At 37.3% G+C, this 16,803-nt stretch carries 17 protein-coding genes; 12 read left to right on the top strand and 5 right to left on the bottom strand.

Annotated features, from left to right (window positions below):
* Positions 1–166: 166 nt before the first annotated feature.
* Complete coding sequence (locus IGJ66_RS02065) at positions 167–1,279, bottom strand: NAD(P)/FAD-dependent oxidoreductase (RefSeq protein ID WP_430616755.1); 1,113 nt, start codon at positions 1,277–1,279, stop codon at positions 167–169.
* 77 nt (positions 1,280–1,356) lie between these two features.
* Positions 1,357–2,724, bottom strand: a complete 1,368-nt coding sequence (locus tag IGJ66_RS02070) for an MFS transporter (RefSeq protein WP_095803414.1) — start codon at positions 2,722–2,724, stop codon at positions 1,357–1,359.
* Positions 2,725–2,979: 255 nt separating this feature from the next.
* Between IGJ66_RS02070 and IGJ66_RS02075 the strand changes: the two genes are divergently transcribed.
* The 8 genes from IGJ66_RS02075 to IGJ66_RS02110 all read left to right on the top strand — a co-directional run bounded on the left by IGJ66_RS02075 (position 2,980) and on the right by IGJ66_RS02110 (position 9,314).
* Positions 2,980–3,603, top strand: a complete 624-nt coding sequence (locus tag IGJ66_RS02075) for a GyrI-like domain-containing protein (RefSeq protein WP_270660569.1) — start codon at positions 2,980–2,982, stop codon at positions 3,601–3,603.
* Between the two features lie 82 nt (positions 3,604–3,685).
* A complete protein-coding gene (locus tag IGJ66_RS02080; protein WP_067485348.1) occupies positions 3,686–4,141 on the top strand; it encodes an arginine repressor in 456 nt (151 codons plus the stop codon).
* A gap of 213 nt (positions 4,142–4,354) precedes the next feature.
* A complete protein-coding gene (locus IGJ66_RS02085) occupies positions 4,355–4,561 on the top strand; it encodes a hypothetical protein (protein ID WP_067485345.1) in 207 nt (68 codons plus the stop codon).
* 74 nt (positions 4,562–4,635) lie between these two features.
* Positions 4,636–5,037 carry an organic hydroperoxide resistance protein gene (locus tag IGJ66_RS02090; RefSeq protein WP_067485342.1) on the top strand — a complete coding sequence of 134 codons (402 nt, stop codon included), beginning with the start codon at positions 4,636–4,638 and terminating at the stop codon, positions 5,035–5,037.
* 180 nt (positions 5,038–5,217) lie between these two features.
* On the top strand, positions 5,218–5,892 hold the full coding sequence (sapR, locus tag IGJ66_RS02095; RefSeq protein ID WP_067485340.1) for a two-component system response regulator SapR: 675 nt from the start codon (positions 5,218–5,220) through the stop codon (positions 5,890–5,892).
* Between the two features lie 19 nt (positions 5,893–5,911).
* Positions 5,912–6,937, top strand: coding sequence for a two-component system sensor histidine kinase SapS (gene sapS / locus IGJ66_RS02100; protein ID WP_067485337.1), 1,026 nt, complete (start codon positions 5,912–5,914; stop codon positions 6,935–6,937).
* Between the two features lie 88 nt (positions 6,938–7,025).
* Positions 7,026–7,892: a GRP family sugar transporter gene (locus IGJ66_RS02105; protein WP_067485334.1), complete on the top strand. Its 867-nt coding sequence runs from the start codon at positions 7,026–7,028 to the stop codon at positions 7,890–7,892.
* A 36-nt stretch (positions 7,893–7,928) separates the two neighbouring features.
* Positions 7,929–9,314 carry an amino acid permease gene (locus tag IGJ66_RS02110; protein ID WP_067485331.1) on the top strand — a complete coding sequence of 462 codons (1,386 nt, stop codon included), beginning with the start codon at positions 7,929–7,931 and terminating at the stop codon, positions 9,312–9,314.
* Positions 9,315–9,814: 500 nt separating this feature from the next.
* Here IGJ66_RS02110 and IGJ66_RS02115 read toward each other — a convergent pair whose 3' ends face one another.
* Positions 9,815–11,014 (bottom strand): toxic anion resistance protein, encoded by a 1,200-nt coding sequence (locus tag IGJ66_RS02115; protein ID WP_067485325.1) that lies wholly within the window; start codon positions 11,012–11,014, stop codon positions 9,815–9,817.
* A gap of 149 nt (positions 11,015–11,163) precedes the next feature.
* Positions 11,164–11,823 carry a 5-bromo-4-chloroindolyl phosphate hydrolysis family protein gene (locus IGJ66_RS02120; RefSeq protein WP_067485323.1) on the bottom strand — a complete coding sequence of 220 codons (660 nt, stop codon included), beginning with the start codon at positions 11,821–11,823 and terminating at the stop codon, positions 11,164–11,166.
* 236 nt (positions 11,824–12,059) lie between these two features.
* Here IGJ66_RS02120 and IGJ66_RS02125 point away from each other — a divergent pair, with 236 nt between their 5' ends.
* The 4 genes from IGJ66_RS02125 to IGJ66_RS02140 are packed head-to-tail and all read left to right on the top strand — an operon-like array spanning position 12,060 to position 14,189.
* Positions 12,060–12,623, top strand: a complete 564-nt coding sequence (locus IGJ66_RS02125; RefSeq protein WP_067485320.1) for an NUDIX hydrolase — start codon at positions 12,060–12,062, stop codon at positions 12,621–12,623.
* A gap of 12 nt (positions 12,624–12,635) precedes the next feature.
* The gene (gene macP / locus IGJ66_RS02130) at positions 12,636–12,923 is read left to right on the top strand and encodes a cell wall synthase accessory phosphoprotein MacP (protein WP_067485317.1); all 288 of its coding nucleotides are present in this window, start codon (positions 12,636–12,638) and stop codon (positions 12,921–12,923) included.
* Between the two features lie 16 nt (positions 12,924–12,939).
* Complete coding sequence (locus IGJ66_RS02135) at positions 12,940–13,632, top strand: 5'-methylthioadenosine/adenosylhomocysteine nucleosidase (RefSeq protein ID WP_071868776.1); 693 nt, start codon at positions 12,940–12,942, stop codon at positions 13,630–13,632.
* A gap of 11 nt (positions 13,633–13,643) precedes the next feature.
* Positions 13,644–14,189, top strand: a complete 546-nt coding sequence (locus IGJ66_RS02140; RefSeq protein ID WP_067485311.1) for a cysteine hydrolase family protein — start codon at positions 13,644–13,646, stop codon at positions 14,187–14,189.
* A 645-nt stretch (positions 14,190–14,834) separates the two neighbouring features.
* Here IGJ66_RS02140 and IGJ66_RS02145 read toward each other — a convergent pair.
* Entirely contained in the window at positions 14,835–16,742 is a 1,908-nt protein-coding gene (locus IGJ66_RS02145; protein WP_430616756.1) for a M13 family metallopeptidase, read from the bottom strand.
* Between the last annotated feature and the right edge of the window lie 61 nt (positions 16,743–16,803).

Consider the following 16,803-nt stretch of genomic DNA (forward strand, 5'->3'; position numbering starts at 1 on the left):
CAAACAGTCATCTTTTGAGAGCAGACAACATATTGGTTTGCAGTATAGGAGAAAGAGATGATTTTAACAAATTTTTTGGGGTAAATTAATGATTGATTGACCTATCAAGTGAACAAGAAGAACAAAAAAGAGCGAGACAGATGTCCGCTCTTTTTTTAACTCACACTCAACTAACTGACTTCGAGATGTAAGTTTTTATTTCTTTTTGATAATTTTTTTTCTGCCAATTTCCCGTGTTTAGGTAGTCCGCTAACAAATACCCGATATAAGGACCTGTTGTTAAACCAGAGGAACCTAGCCCGCTTGCAACTAATAAGGTGGGATCATCTGGAACCGAACCGAAAAATGGTGAAAAATCAGACGTATATGCACGAGTACCCACACGAAAATGATAGTGCCAATCGTTTAGTTGCTCCGGTTTTGCTAAAAATTGTTTCGTGTGAGTAGTAAGCATTTCATAAGCTGTTTTAGTAGGAGCTAAGTCCCAACCACCGTCGTTTTCATGCGTGGCACCAATCAAAATTTTACCAGACATGAACGGAATAAAATCAGCTTCACCATCAAGCATCGCTACGGGCCATTCGCTACTGTGTTGATATGGAGAGTCAAAAACTAATAATTGTCCTTTTTGAGGTCGAATATCAACTGTATAGCCAATTGTTTCCAGCAAAGGTTTTAATGCGGGACCCGGAGTAAGAATGATTCGATCAACTAGTTTTTCACCAAAATCGCCTTGAATCAACCATGCATCACCTTTTGGTTGAAACGAAACGCAATCATTGATAATTGCCACTTGCTGATGGGTTAATCGTTTTGCTAGTTGCGTTAAATAAGCTTTGCCGTCAAGTTTTCCTCCACCACTGATATGAAGTGAAGGTGCTGGTTTAAGCAGTTCAAGTTTAGTGGCCGTTTGAGTTGGTGTTAGTAGTTCGATATCACCGATTTCTGGTGCTTCCTTTTTGCGTTCCTCCGCTAATTCTGCAAGTGAAATTAAGTCTTCTTGAGGACGTAATAAAAGAGTTCCTGAACGATCATAAATGGTTGAATCCAGTTGAAAATCTTGAATCAATTTATCGAAGAAAGCAGCACCATCTTTTGCTAGTTGATACCACTGTTTGTTCCGTCTTTTGGAAAGCCAAGGAGAAATTATTCCTGCACTGGCTTTTGTTGCTTGACCAGTAGCGTCATCGAATAAAGTGACCTCGAATTTTGTTGTATCTAAGTAATTTGCGAGGGTCATACCGATGATTCCACCGCCAATAATGGCAATTTTTTCCATAAAAGAGCCTCCTTTTTCGTTCTCATTCTTACACAAAAAGAAGATGGATGCAAACACCCATCTTCTTTCGTTTAATTTTATTTTTTATTTAAATAGTAAGGCATGAATTGAGCAAAGCTGATAATCAGCAAGACAAGTAAAACACCGAGTGCTGCTTTTGAACCTAAAGTAGTAGCTGCTTCATAATTCAAAGTGGAATGGTCTTGTACAAGGTTGATAATGATTGCTACCAGTGATGTAGCAATCGCACCAGAGAATTGTTGAAGAGTGTTGAATAGCGCATTTCCATCTCCTTGTAACTCTTCGCTTAAGGCGTTCATCCCAGTAGTCATCATATTGCTGTAGGAAAGTCCGATACCAATCATGTAGAAAACATGACAAGCCACTAACCAAATCAAAGAAGCATGACCAATCAATAGAACGAGCGCCAACCAACCAATGAAGGATAAGATCAAACCAACTAAGATTGGTTTTTTAGGTCCATGTTGGTCGAGTAATTTTCCAGAGAATGGAGATAAAATCGCACCGATTGCGGCTCCCGGAAGCATGGACAAACCAGCGATAAAGGCAGTATCTCCCTGAACGATTTGAATGAAATTTGGTAGGACAAATGAAACACCAAGTAATAGAAATTGATAAATTAAGAAACTAAATAGAAATAATCGGAAGGTTTTGTTAGATAAAATTGATAAGCGAATCAATGGTTGCTCGATTGTTTTCGAACGTTGATAGAATAAAAAGAAACCAATGATTGCGATAATCAAAGCAAGCCAACTAATTAGCTGACCAATCGTGCTCAGGAAGGTTAAAGCACCGCTGAAAAGTAAACATAAACCTAGTACGCTAAGAAAATCTAAGTGGCCACCTTTTTCTACACTTGTTTCTGGGATGGAGAATAGACCAATCACTAATGAAATCAGTAAAACTGGTACAAGGAATAGAAAAATGTGATTCCAAGTAAAAGCGGAGGTCAAAATTCCACCATAAGTTGGTCCAATAGCCGGAGCAATTGCAGTAGTCAATGTTCCGACACCAATCATCGTACCACGGCGATTCATGGGGGCATACGTCAAAATGATATGAAACATCAATGGAAGCGCGATACCAGTCGCAATCCCTTGTAATAGGCGCCCCATTAGGAGAATCATGAAAGTTGGTGAGAAAAAATCAACTAAGATACCAGCAAGAAACAGAAAATTTGAAAATAAAAATAATTTTCGAATACTAAAATTGCGGTTTAAATAGGTTGATAACGGCACGATGATTGAAATCATCAATAAGTAAATCGTTGTTACCCATTGGACTTGAGCCGTTGTCAAATCAAATTGAGTAATCAGCGTTGGAAAAGTTACGTTCATCGCAGTTTCAATCAGAACACCTGCGAAGGACATAATACCAGTTGCAATCACTGCGGGAACAAGTAGTAGTTCTTTTTGTTTTGTCATACATTTCACCTCTTAAAAATTTCGCAAAAAAAGAGAGAAGATTTCTATTAAAAAATAGAAACCGCCTCTCTCTCGACACGCATTTACGTGTTATCTGTACGATTGTTTGCTGGGATTATTTTAGCATAGACTCAAATTTTATGTCAATAAGATTAGTCAAGGATCCTCAAAAAGGTTATGATTGAATGGAGTGTGAAAATGGAAACAAATCAAAAAAATCGTAAATACATAAAGCAAGGGTAGGAGAAAAACAAAATGGATAAAATTGAATGGCGTAAAGCTGAACCAGGCTATCGGGTAACAAAAAAACCACAGATTTTAGAATTGCCTGAACAAAATTTTTTCACAATTAAAGGTGTAGGAGATCCAAACCAAGAAGATTTCCAACGACGTATTGGGACATTATATCCAGTGAGTTATGCAATTAAAATGTCACCGAAAAATAATTGGAACATTCCTGGTTATCAACCCTATACTGTCTATCCATTAGAAGGTCAATGGGGATTACAAGAAAAGTATTTGCAGGAAAAAGTGATGCTAAAAGACCATTTTGCTTATCAATTGATGATTAAACAACCTGATTTCGTGACACCAGAGATTGCCCAGCTTGCAATTGAGCGTTCGGCAAAAAAAATTCCCGAAGATTTGCTTACACAATTACAATTCGAGGCGATTGAAGAAGGGGTAGTTGGACAAATTTTACACATTGGTTCTTATGATGAGGAGCAGGAGAGTTTTGAAAAATTAACCGCTTTTCTTGAAGAAGAAGGCTATTATCGAGTATCCAAAGAGCATAAAGAAATCTATCTAAGTGATCCTAGAAGAGTGGCACCAGAAAAACGAAAAACAATTTTACGTGTGCGCATTGCAAAAAAATAGGCGAATCAGAAGTAATTTCTAAAGTAAACACGCAAATGATTGAGTAAGTTTGTTATAATTATGGATGAGAGAGGTGTCCAGGATGAAAAAAAGTCAACGACAGGCATTGATTCGCCAAATAATTACAGAATATCCAATTAGCACGCAAGAAGAGTTGCTTGCACGATTAGAGGAATCGGGTGTTAGTGCAACTCAAGCAACAATTTCTCGTGATATTCGTGAAATGAAAGTGATTAAGGTTCAAGACGAAGAGCAACGTGTTCGTTATTCTCTTTTTAGTCAACCATCCGTTTCGTTAAATGAGCAACGTTTGCGCTCTGCCGTTAAGCGAGAAGTTTTACGAATTGAGACAGTCCAATTTATGGTTGTTGTGTTAACTGAAAAAAATGGAGCAGATGTGGTAACAAACTGGTTGGATGAAGTTGCTTATCCAGAAGTTGCAGCGACAATTGCAGGCTTTGATACATTTATCGTCGTTTGTCGTTCAGAAAGTGAAGCACAAGCATTCGCCGAAAAATTAGAAAGTATGCGCGAATAACGCCAAAGTCAAATAATAAGTAGTAGTAATAGCTAGAACTGTTTTTGACACAAAGATTGTGAACTTGAATTTTTGGTAGTTATTTGCAGGACTTATTTATGAAAGCGTTCTAAAAGCGAGCTTGAGTGGCTGGAAGATCTATCTGAGTTAGGGCAAGAAAGAAGTCAAAAGGTGGGGAAGTTTGTTCGTTTTCTGGTAATGGAGGAGGAAAAAATGATGACGGGTATGATTATTTTTTTGACTGTGTTGGTGTATGGAGTAAATTTTTTAGTATATATGTATCTTAAAATCAATAAAATTAAGGATTATCTAGAAAAATTAGCTATTTATTTTGGAACAAACATGACGTTGTTATTTACAAGTGGTATTTTTATGTTTTTTGGTAAACTAGTTGAAGATGGCATTTTAGCATTTGAATGAGCAGATTCTTTGAATAAACGTCTCCAATAGGCTTACACTAGAAGTGTAGTAAGAAAGTCGAAAGGAGTAGTACAATGAAAAAATTATACGAAACAGCGATGATTAACCATGGCGGGCGAGAAGGCTCAGTCGAAGCACCAAATGGTTCAATGCACATGAAGATCACACCACCAGGAATCCATGCGGAGGGAACAAATCCTGAACAATTATTTGCAGCGGGATATGCTTCATGTTTTAATGGTGCATTACAGCACATGGTCAAAGAAGCAGGCTTAGATGCTGATTCAACAGTTAAAGCACGCGTTTCACTTTACACATTAGATGATGGTGGCTACCAAATTGGTGTTGTTCTAGAAGCTCATGTGGAAGGTGTTAGTGAAGAAGAAGCACGAAAATTAGTTGATGATGCACATGAATTTTGCCCTTATTCAAAAGCAACTAAGGGAAATATCGAAGTACAAGTAGACCTTGTTTAATAGTATTAATGAAAGAATATTTGAACGTAAGAGCTGACTTAGCTGTCAGTTTTTACGTTTTTTTGTTTTTTAATCGTTCAAACATTTATAATCAATTATAAAGAAACGGAAACCACAGTTGTCATGGGCTGTGGGGTTTGCTATTGTAGATGCAAGAAGAGAAAGTGGGAGGATTAGTCGATGGCAAAAATCATGGTAGTCGAAGACGAAGAAGTCATTCGTCAGCTAATTATGGAAGAGTTAGAAAAGTGGCAATTTGAAACGTTTGGAACAACTGATTTTAATCAAGTTTTTTCGGATTTTGAAGAAGAAGCACCGCAATTAGTTTTATTAGATATCAATCTTCCAGTTTTCGATGGTTATTACTGGTGTCAAAAAATTCGCGAAGTATCAAAAGTACCAATTATTTTTATCTCAAGCCGTAATACGAATATGGATATGATTATGGCAATGAATATGGGAGCAGATGATTTTGTAACCAAACCATTTCAAGTGGACGTGTTGATTGCTAAGATCAACGCGCTATTGCGTCGATCTTACAATTATACGGAACTGTCTAGTGAAATGATGAGTCATAATGGCATCACGTTAAACGTTGATAATGGCAGTATGGAAATTGACGGAGAAATCATTGATCTAAGTAAAAATGAATATCGATTATTATTTATTTTAATGAAGCAACATGGGAAAATTTTAAGTCGTGAAAAGTTATTGCGCGCTTTGTGGGATGATGAACGTTTTGTTGATGACAATACGTTGACCGTGAATATCAATCGCTTGCGAAGAAAAATCGAACAAGCCGGAATCATGGGCTACATTGAAACAAAAGTTGGACAAGGATATATTGTTCCTTAGAAAGGGCGGACAATAGCCAATGAATTTTTTTAGGTATTTAAAAGATCAATGGTCTTTAATTTTAGGCTGGCTTTTTTTCATGATATTGACAGCTTTCGTTATGTGGTTAGCGCCTAATATCGTAGTTGATTGGGAAACGATTGCTTATCTGACTGTTATCCAAAGTGTTTTTTTAGCATTTTATTTATTAGGTGGTTACCTCGGAAAACGTCGCTGGTGGGCACATTTGGCAAACGTGAAAGAACATTCTCCTTTGCAAAGTTACTTAGAGGGCGGTCATACAGAAGAAGAGAAGCTAGTTGAAGAATATATCAATCAACTGATTCGAGAACATCAAGAACTGATGCAGCAAGCAATCAGTAATCAACAGGATCAAAAAGATTACATTGATTCATGGGTGCATGAAATCAAAGTGCCTTTAGCAGCTTCAGAATTGTTGGTGCGTTCGGTTGAATTTGATATTGATGATAAAAAGTATATGTTATTAGAAAATGAGCTGTCAAAAATTGATGAGTATGTTGAGCAAGTGTTATACTACGCACGCTTAGATAGTTTTTCGAGAGATTATTTAATCCAAGAGTATAGCTTAAAAGGAATTATCCAACCTGTGATTCGCAGTCAAGCCAATTATTTTATTCAAAAACAAATCCGTTATGAGATTATTGGCGAGGATGCCGTGGTATTAACCGATGCGAAATGGGTTGCATTTATTTTCAAACAATTATTAAGTAATGCAATCAAATACACACCAAATCATGGAGAAATCATGATTTTAATCGAAACAACAGCTCAGGGAGTAACTTTAGCGGTGAAAGATTCTGGAATTGGTATCCCTACTGAAGATGTAAAACGAATTTTTGACAAGGGCTTCACAGGTGTCAATGGCCGCTTGACGCAGCAGCATTCAACAGGTTTAGGTCTGTATTTAGCAAAGAATCTGGCAGAAAAATTAGGTCTGAAATTAACCGCGGATTCAATCCAAAATCATGGTACAACGATGACTATTTTATTTCCAACCTTAAATTTCTACAATGAAGAACGTTAGAAAATCGTTAGAAAAGAAAAAATTTGCTTGTGTTGTTAACGTTTTCCCTGATAAGTTTCTTTACATGTGAAATAAAAGGAGAAAAGTTATGGAAATATTAATAGCATTAATCCCTATGCTTGCTTGGGGAAGTATCGGCTTAGTCAGCGGAAAAATTGGTGGCGATGCCAATCAACAAACTTTAGGAATGACCATAGGTGCATTCTTGTTTTCTTTAGTCTTATTTTTTGTAGTAAATCCAGTAATTACCCCTTGGATTTTCTTGATCGGATTTTTATCTGGTTTAGCGTGGAGCGTTGGTCAAAACGGTCAATTCCATGGAATGAAATTTATGGGTGTATCTGTTGGCTTGCCATTATCAACTGGTTTTCAATTGATTTTGAATACGATTGCGGGCGCGGTGTTCTTCCATGAATGGACGCAAACAAAAGATTTTATTTACGGTTTTATTGCTTTAGCGTTACTTGTAAGCGGTGCTTATTTGACTGCCCGCCAAGATGAGGACGGAAAAGTAAACACGGATAATAAAATGCTTGATTTTGGAAAGGGTTTTAGAGCATTAATCTATTCAACATTAGGTTATGGCGTCTACACGATTATCATTACTTGGGCACATCTTGACGCATGGTCAATTATCTTGCCACAAAGTGTTGGGATGATTTTAGGTGCAAGTTTCTTTGCCTTTAAAAAAGTTAAAATCGATCAATTTGTTTGGAAAAACATGATTTCTGGCTTACTTTGGGGAATCGGTAATATTTGTATGTTGTTAACAGTTAAATCACTAGGCTTAGCAGTAGGGTTTTCTTTATCACAAATGGGAATCATCATCTCAACTTTAGGTGGTATTTTCATTTTAGGCGAACACAAAACCAAAAAAGAAATGGTTTACGTGATTGTTGGTTGCCTTCTAGTCATTTTAGGTGGTATCCTTTTAGGGTATATGAAAACAGTTTAATTACTGTTTTCCAACCTAAAATGGGGAGGAACTTCAATGGATTTATTTCGTAAGAAAAAGATCGAGCTCAATCAAACGAGTGGTATGAAAAAAGAATTAAAAACAACGGATTTGATTATGCTAGGTATTGGTGCAATCATCGGAACCGGAATATTTGTAGTGACAGGAGTTGCGGCCAATCAAAATGCAGGCCCAGCACTGTCACTTTCGTTCGTTCTAGCGGCAGTTGTTGTTATTCTATCAGGACTAAGTTTTGCTGAATTTGCATCACGCGTACCAATACTTGGTGGGCCATATGCGTATCTGTACGTCGTATTTGGGGAATTCATTGCATGGTTGACTGGTTGGTTGCTGATAGGCGAATTTTTACTAGCTGTATCATCAGTTGCATCTGGTTGGTCTGGATATGTTCAAGGATTTTTGGCTAGTCTGGGTGTGGAATTACCGACAGCATTAACCGGAGGATATAATCCTGGAAAGGGTACGTATCTGGATCTAATTGCGATCTTAGTTGTTGTGTTTGTAACTTATATCGTTTCATTGGAAGCAAAGAAAGCTTTGCGTTTAAATAATGTAATGGTATTTGTTAAATTTGGAATTATTGCTTTATTTATTGTTGTAGGAATCTTTTTTGTAAAACCTGCAAATTGGACACCGTTTACGCCATTTGGTTTTTCAGGTGTGTTAGATGGGGCGGCACTAGTCTTTTTTGCCTTTCTAGGTTTTGATGCGGTAGCAATGGCAGCTGAGGAAGTGAAAAATCCACAAAAAGATGTTCCAAGAGGAATTATTGGTTCGATTTTAATTGCGACAGTTTTATATATTGTAGTGACGTTGATTTTAACAGGAATTGTACCATTTACAGAATTAGGTGTGAGTGATCCAGTAGCGTTTGCGATGCGTTATGTAGGCCATGATACAGTCGGGGCAATTATTGCAGTCGGAGCGATACTGACGTTATTAACAGTGACGATTTCAATGATGTATTCTTTAGCCAGATTGTTATTTGCGATTAGTAAAGATGGTTTGTTGCCAAAATACATGACGGAGATTGACGAAAAACATCGGACACCTAAAAAAGCAACTTATACAGCCGGTGTGGTAGCAGTCTTTTTTGCTGGGGCATTTCCACTTGATATTTTAGCTGAATTAACTAATATCACAGCGTTAACTTACTTGATTCTGGTAAGTTTAGGATTGTTGAAATTAAGAAAGCAATTTGGTCAACCAAAAGCGGGAGAATTCAAAGTGCCGTTTGTACCAGTTCTACCGGTGATTTCTATTTTGACTTGCGTGGTATTGATGTTACGTTTACAGGCGATTACGTGGATCGTTTTTGCAATCGTTATGGTGATTGGCTTGCTTATCTACTTTACTTACGGGTATAAAAATAGCGTTATGAATCAACAACAAGGCGAGTAATAATTGAATAAATGACAATGAAAAAGGGGTTGTGACAATGATTTTGTCACAACCCCTTTTTTTCAAAGAAATGGTGTTTCAGAAGTAATTCTGGGCTTATTTATTGATGCTAATGGAGCCACAACCTCTATCCACGGTGTTCCCCAAGCAACTCCTCGAAATAATCTGTAACTGACCAAAAATATGAAAAGCTATTTTTGCCAGTTACTTTTTATTTTTCGGAGCTGACCGCTTGGAGCCACAACCTCTATCTACGGTGTTCCCCAAGCAACTCCTCGAAATAATCTGTAACTGATCAAAAATATGAAAAGCTATTTTTGCCAGTTACTTTTTATTTTTCGGAGCTGACCGCTTGGAGCCATAACCTTTATCCACGGTGTTCCCAAGGCAGCTTCTTCGGCAATAAGTCCTTCTTTCATAAAAACATGAGGAACTGTTTTTAGAAAGAAATTCTTATTGCTTGAAGCTAAACGCCTTGTGCCACAACCTTTTTAGTCACTTTATTGTGTTAAATCAAGTAATTTTTGTTTCAAGTCTTCTTCCATATTTGATAGTTCAAGTTCTGCATGGCGACGTTTTTCTTTACCTTCTTGTTGGATACGTAAAGTTTCTTGGATTGTTTCAACGAGATCATTTTGTGTTTTTTGTAGTGTTTCGATGTCCACAATTCCTCGTTCGTTTTCTTTCGCCGTTTCAATAGCAGAAATTTTCAACATTTCTGAGTTTTTCTTCAGCAAGTCATTGGTTGTTTCAGAAACTTGACGTTGCGCAGTGACAGCATCTTTTTGACGAAGCAACGTCAACGCAATGACAACTTGGTTTTTCCATAAAGGAATCGCTGTCGCAACCGAAGCTTGAATTTTTTCTGCTAGTGCTTGGTTGGTATTCTGAATCAGCCGAATTTGTGGTGCTTGTTGAATCGTGATTTGTCTTGCTAAACGTAAATCGTGGGTACGCTTATCTAAACGATCTAAAAATTGGGTGTAGTCGTTAGCAATTTGGACATCCATTTGATCGCCGGTTTCTTCTGCTTTCTTCATTGCTTCAGGAATAGTCGTTGTTTGTAACTCTTCCATTTTTAGTTCCCCAGCGGCAATATAAATGTTTAGCGCATCAAAATAGTCTTTATTTTTTTGATAAAGCTGTTCAAGCATTAAATTATCTTTTAGTAGGCCATCTTTTTCTTTATCTAATTTAACAGCAATTTTGTCGATTTGTGCACCAATTTTTTGGTATTTTGCAGTTACTTCATAAATAGATTGCTTTACTTTACCAAAAACACGTTGGAAAATATTTCCTTCACCAGCGCGTAGCTCATCTGGATTTGCTTCTTGTAAACGATACATCAATTCTGTTAAAGAATCCCCAACTGGTCCAATGTCTTGTACTTGTACATGATTCAGCATTGATTGTGAAAATTCACTTAGTTTGGTTTGCGCAGCAGAGCCATAACTGATGACTGATTGTGCATCGGTGGCATCAATCTTTCCAGCTAGTTGTTTTGCTTGTTCCTGGCGTTCTGGGGGTAATTTATCAATCAAGCGTGTTGCGACTTGTTGCTCTTGTAAAGCATTGATTTCTGCTTGTTGCGTTTGAGTTAATGTATCTGTCGGTGTTGAAAAAGGATTGTTTAATAGGTCATCTAACGTACTATCTACAGGTGTAACATTTTTTAGTTCATTTGGCTTGTTATTGTCCATCTGAGTTCCTCCTTAGGGCTTGTGGTAAATGGTATAAAAAATCCGAGAGACGGAAATTGACAGCTAAGTTTGAAAATAACTCGAAGCACACCGAAAAAGCGGCAACTGCTTCGAGTCATTAGCTGACTATTCGAGTGACTCAGAAAAGATTAGTCTTCTTCTCTTCTATTATCACGTTTTAAGTTTTGTTTCGCAACTGATATCTCTAAATCTAGGTCATCTAAATCATCTGATACAAATTGTTGATAGTCTTGCGCAATCAAGCTAGCAACCTGATCGATGATCTGCGCACTTTCTTCTAATTTTGCATAAGTCTGCTTATTTTTGATTTCATGATTATTAATTTCGATATATTTATCCGTCAAATCAATGAGGTTTGGCAGATGTGTATAAAGAAAGTGACTAGCATCATGTAAGCGATGTGGCTCTTTGACCAATTCTTTAAAGAGTGCTTTGGCTGCTTTGACGGTGTCGTGACGTAGGTCAATTGCTTTAAGTTTTGCTGTTTGATTTAAGTTTACTTGAAGTCGATTGATTTGCGTTTTTGTGTGATTCATTGTTTCTCGAAAAAAATTAATTTCGCTTGGCGTCATACCAACTTCTGTATAGTGAACTTTTAAATCATCTGATAGTTCAGGAATTTCTTTTGAACGTTTTTTATTTTTTCCAGAACCAAATAGCTTCCATAAGACCAATAAAATTCCGGCTAAAATGATTGAGCTACTAATTAGCGAAGAATCTCCGCTGCTTGAAACAAATAGCAGAATTAGTCCGATTCCTAAAATCCATGGCCATTTTCGTTTTTTCATAATATGCCCTCCAGATTATTCTTTCCATTGAGTATCTATCGATGTTTCGATTTATTTCCCGTTTACATCTTTTATTTTAGCATATCCAGCTTAAGAAAGAGTATCGGGCTAAGGATGGATTTTCATATTTTAGGAAAATTCTAAGGTTTTTCTATGGTAAACTAGTAAGGAGTTTCTAGGAAAATTGAAAAAATAAAAAAAAGCAGTTATTATTACAAAAGAAAGCAGGAAACAGGATGCTGAATTATGACCAATTTGAAGAAAAAACAATGACGCGTAAAGAAATTTTTCATGGAAAAATTATTGATGTCGCTTTAGATGAAGTTCGTTTACCTGATGGAAAAATAGCTCAGCGTGAATTAGTTTTTCATCCGGGTGGCGTAGGAATCATCGCCTTTGATGAACAAGAACGTTTATTGTTAGTCAAACAGTTTAGAAAACCACTAGAAAAAGTGATTTTAGAAATTCCTGCTGGGAAAATTGATCCGGGAGAAGGACAAGAACCTGAATTAACTGCACGCAGAGAATTGGAAGAGGAAACTGGCTACCGTGCACAAGATATGACCCACATCACCTCGATGTATTTATCACCAGGTTTTGCTAATGAATTGTTGCATGTGTATCACGCAACAAACATAGAAAAAGTTGTGAATCCATTAGCGCAAGATGAAGATGAAGTATTAGAACTTTATGCGCTAACAATGGCAGAGGCGAAACAAGCAATGACTGAAGGCGTCATTTGCGATGCAAAAACCATTTTTGCGATTCAGTATTGGGCGTTATTGTCTAAAGGAAAGTAGAGGGATCGGCTGATGGCCAAAGGACCGCTGATTACGCGTTCAGAATTACGAAAACGACAAGAAGAGCAACTGAGAGAACCAGTTGATGAAACCAACTATCAGGTAAACAATCAGAGTGAGCCAGAGTCGGCTAACAGCTCAAATTTTTATCGTAAAGAAAGTAAAAAGAAACAAAAGGTAACGAAGACTCGAACAAGTGAACGAGAAAAAACACATAAGTGGAATGTTTTTTTGATGAAAGCATTAGCGATTGTGATCTTGTTGCTTTGTGTTGTTATTTTGGCAATCATATTTATTTAAGAGAGAAGGAATTTTTATGAAAATCGGTATTATCGGAGCAATGGAAGAAGAAGTAAAAATTTTGCGAGAAAATTTAAGTGAACCTTTGTCTTGGGAACGTGCAGGAGCATTATTCATTTCTGGCTCACTGGGAAAACATGAAGTTATCGTTGTTCGCTCAGGTATCGGTAAAGTATTGGCATCTATTACAACTAGTTTACTGATTCAACAATACGGTGTGAATATGGTTATCAATACTGGTTCTGCCGGTGGCATTGGTGAAGGCTTAGCTGTTGGTGATATTGTTGTTTCAGATAAAGTTGCCTATTTTGATGCAGACGCAACGGGATTTGGCTATGAACCAGGTCAATTACCAGGAATGCCACTTTATTATGAAGCAAGTACTTATTTACGTTCGGAAATGGTGAAGGCAGCAAACGCAACCAACTTAAATGTAAAAGAAGGCTTGATTGTAACAGGTGATACATTCGTAGATTCTCCAAAAAAAGTACAAGAAATCTTGACGAACTTCCCAGAAGCATTGGCTTGTGAGATGGAAGGGGCAGCTGTAGGACAAACGGCACGTCAATTCAATATTCCATTCTTGATTGTACGCGCAATGAGCGATACAGCAGATCACTCAGCGACACAAACATTCGATGAGTTTATTGAAGATGCAGGTAAACGTTCAGCAGAAATGGTTATCCAATTTGTTAAACATCTCGTTTAAGGAGGAAACACATGAAAGCATTAGTGTCAATTGATTATACAAATGACTTCGTTGCAACTGATGGGAAATTGACGACGGGTGCTGCGGGACAAGCAATTGAAACAGCAATTACAGCACATACCCGTGAATTTATTGAGGAAAATGAATATGTGGTATTCGCAATTGATGCCCATGATCCAAAAGATGTATTTCATCCAGAGAATCGTTTGTTTCCACCTCATAACGTAATTGGAACTGATGGTCGAGAATTATTTGGGACGTTAGCGCCACTTTATCAAAAATACCAAGAACAAGAAAACATTTACTGGATCGATAAAAGACATTATTCTGCTTTTAGTGGAACAGACTTAGATATTCGCTTGCGAGAAAGAAAGATTACAGACTTATATTTAACAGGTGTTTGCACAGATATTTGCGTCTTGCATACGGCTGTTGATGCGTATAATTTGGGTTATAACTTATTTATTTACAAGGATGCTGTGGCAAGCTTTGATGAAATGGGGCATGAATGGGCGCTCAGACATTTTGAAAATACGTTGGGAGCAACGATTGTCTAAAAGGTTGTGGCACAAGGCGTTTAGCTTCAAGCAATAAGAATTTCTTTCTAAAAACAGTTCCTCATGTTTTTATGAAAGAAGGACTTATTGCCGAAGAAGCTGCCTTGGGAACACCGTGGATAGAGGTTGTGGCTCCAAGCGTTTAGCTTCAAGCAATAAGGATGCTTTTCTAAAAATAGTTTCTCATATTTTTATGAAAAGAGGATTTATTGCCGAAGAAGTTGCTTGGGGAACACCGTGGATAAAGGTTGTGGCTCAAAACGTTCAGATCCGACTAGATAGTGGGCAGACACTCAAAATAGCTCCTCATATTTTGTAGGGGATGCAAGCTATCTTGAGGAGTTGTTTTGTGAACACCGTAAATAGAGGTTGTGGCTTCAAGTGTTCAGCCCCGAAAAAATAATGAGCAACTGACAAAATAGCCTTTCCTATTTTGGAACAGTTATGAGTTTATTTCGAGGAATTACTTGAGGAAGACCGTAGATAGAGGTTGTAAAAAAATATTCAGCTTTGAATGGATAATGAAAAAATTATGTTCACCAAGAGAAAAATAGGAATAAAAAATGAGGGCTGATTTATCAGTCCTCATTTTTGATAGTTCTTTTGTGATCAATAGTCAAAAGTCAGAAATTTTAGTGCACTATGTTACCAAATATGCACACGCTTTTCTGGTACACGATACATAGCATCATCTGGAGTAACATCAAACGTAGTGTAGAATTCTTCTAAATTTTGTGGTTGGATATTTGCGCGAAGCTTTGCTGGCGCATGAACATCCACTTGCAATAGTAGTTGTTGGTATTCTTTTTTTGCTTTGGTGCGCCAAATGGTTGCCCAGTTAACAAAGAAAGCTTCTAATGAAAGATCTGGTTCACCTTTAGCCGCTTCCAAGGCACAGCTTAGCCCACCTGCATCTGCGATGTTTTCTGAAACAGTTAGTTTTCCGTTTACGGTACCTTCTGCAAATTCAATTCCATCAAACTCTGCAATCATGGCTTTTGCTTTTTCTTGGAAATGAGCTAAGTCTTCATCTGTCCACCAGTTGTTTAAATTCCCATACTCATCAAAAAGTGCGCCGTTATTATCAAAAGCATGTGAGATTTCGTGTGCGATGACAGCACCAATTCCACCAAAGTTTGCAGAGCTCGATTGATCCAAACTGTAAAAAGGTGCTTGTAAAATTGCTGCTGGGAAAACAATGATATTTCTAAATGGATGATAATAAGCATTGACTGTGTCAGCACTCATTTCCCATTCTGTTCGATCAACAGGTTTGTTCCATTTGCTGAAACGGTCAATCAGTACTTTTTTACTAAAATCGAAGGCATTTGAAAGTAAAGAGCCTCCTTCTTCAGAGGATACTGTTTGGAATTGATCAAAAATCGCTGGGATTTTCTCAGGATAACCAACTTGAATACCTAATTTGTTTAATTTAATAATGGCTTTTTCGCGTGTTTCATCACTAAGCCAATTGTTTTCTTCTAATCGTTTTTGATAAACAGCAATCATCTTTTGTACCATTTGTTCAACATCTTTTTTAGCCGCTTCACCAAAATATTTTTTGCCGTAATAATCACCTACGACTTGATCGAATTGACCAGAAGCTAAATAGAAGGCTGCTTTCTTTTGTGGCATCGCTTCATCAGCACCAGAAAGTGTACGGGAATAGATGCTGCCGATTTGTCGAAAGTCTTCGGAAAGATAACCACTCAACGAACGAACGGTTTTAACAAATAACCAGCTCTTCAATAATGAAAAATGCGCATCGGTTAGTAATTCATCCAAATGTTCAAAGTAAACGGGATCCGTTACAATTACTTTATCTGGTTGTGTCCCAATCAAACCAATCGTTAATTTTTCTAGGTCTAATTTTTCGCTGTAACCGACAAAAGTTTCAAATGATTTTGGGTTATACATTTTGCTATAATCTGCATTTTCTTCCGCACTCTTAACATGTGGAGCAATCAGTTTGTCAAATTGAATGGCTTGTTCCACGATTGATTCAGCATGCTGTCTTTCTTTACCAGTAAGCTCTAATAACTGAACCATCATGTCAAAGAATACAGATAAAAGCTGTGCGCCGTTTGGATGTTCAGGTGTGTAATACGTTTTGTCGGGTAGAAATAAAGAAGGTGAATAAGCAAAATAAGCATTTGTTTGCGCGTTTTTCATATCTGCATCAACATCAACTGTGAATGGCAATGCAAATCCTTCCAGTGTCCAGTCAGGAAACAACGCATTTAAATCAGAATAAGAATTGATGGCTTCGATTTTTTCCAATAAAGGTAAAAGCGGTGTTGCGCCTAAGTCGTTTCGTTTGGAGTAATCATTTGCTAGCTGATAGTAGGCTAGAAAGTTTTTCATTTTTTTGGAAGAAACTTTTTCGGGATGTGCGAGTAAGTTGTCTACTTCGCCCATCAAAAGCTGGTCGATTCCTTCAACTAAATCTTGAAATCCACCTGTAGCAGGTTTATCAGCAGGAATTTTTGCTGTCTTTAGCCAGTCTTCATTGACTGCTTCAAAGAAATCTTGTTTCAATCGTTCTTTATTCATTCATCAGTCACTCCTTTTTTCTCGTGAATTCATTATCTAACAAAAAGTTTTTTTAAACAAA

Source organism: Enterococcus sp. DIV0176 (assembly GCF_050528535.1).
GTDB lineage: Bacteria > Bacillota > Bacilli > Lactobacillales > Enterococcaceae > Enterococcus_B > Enterococcus_B thailandicus.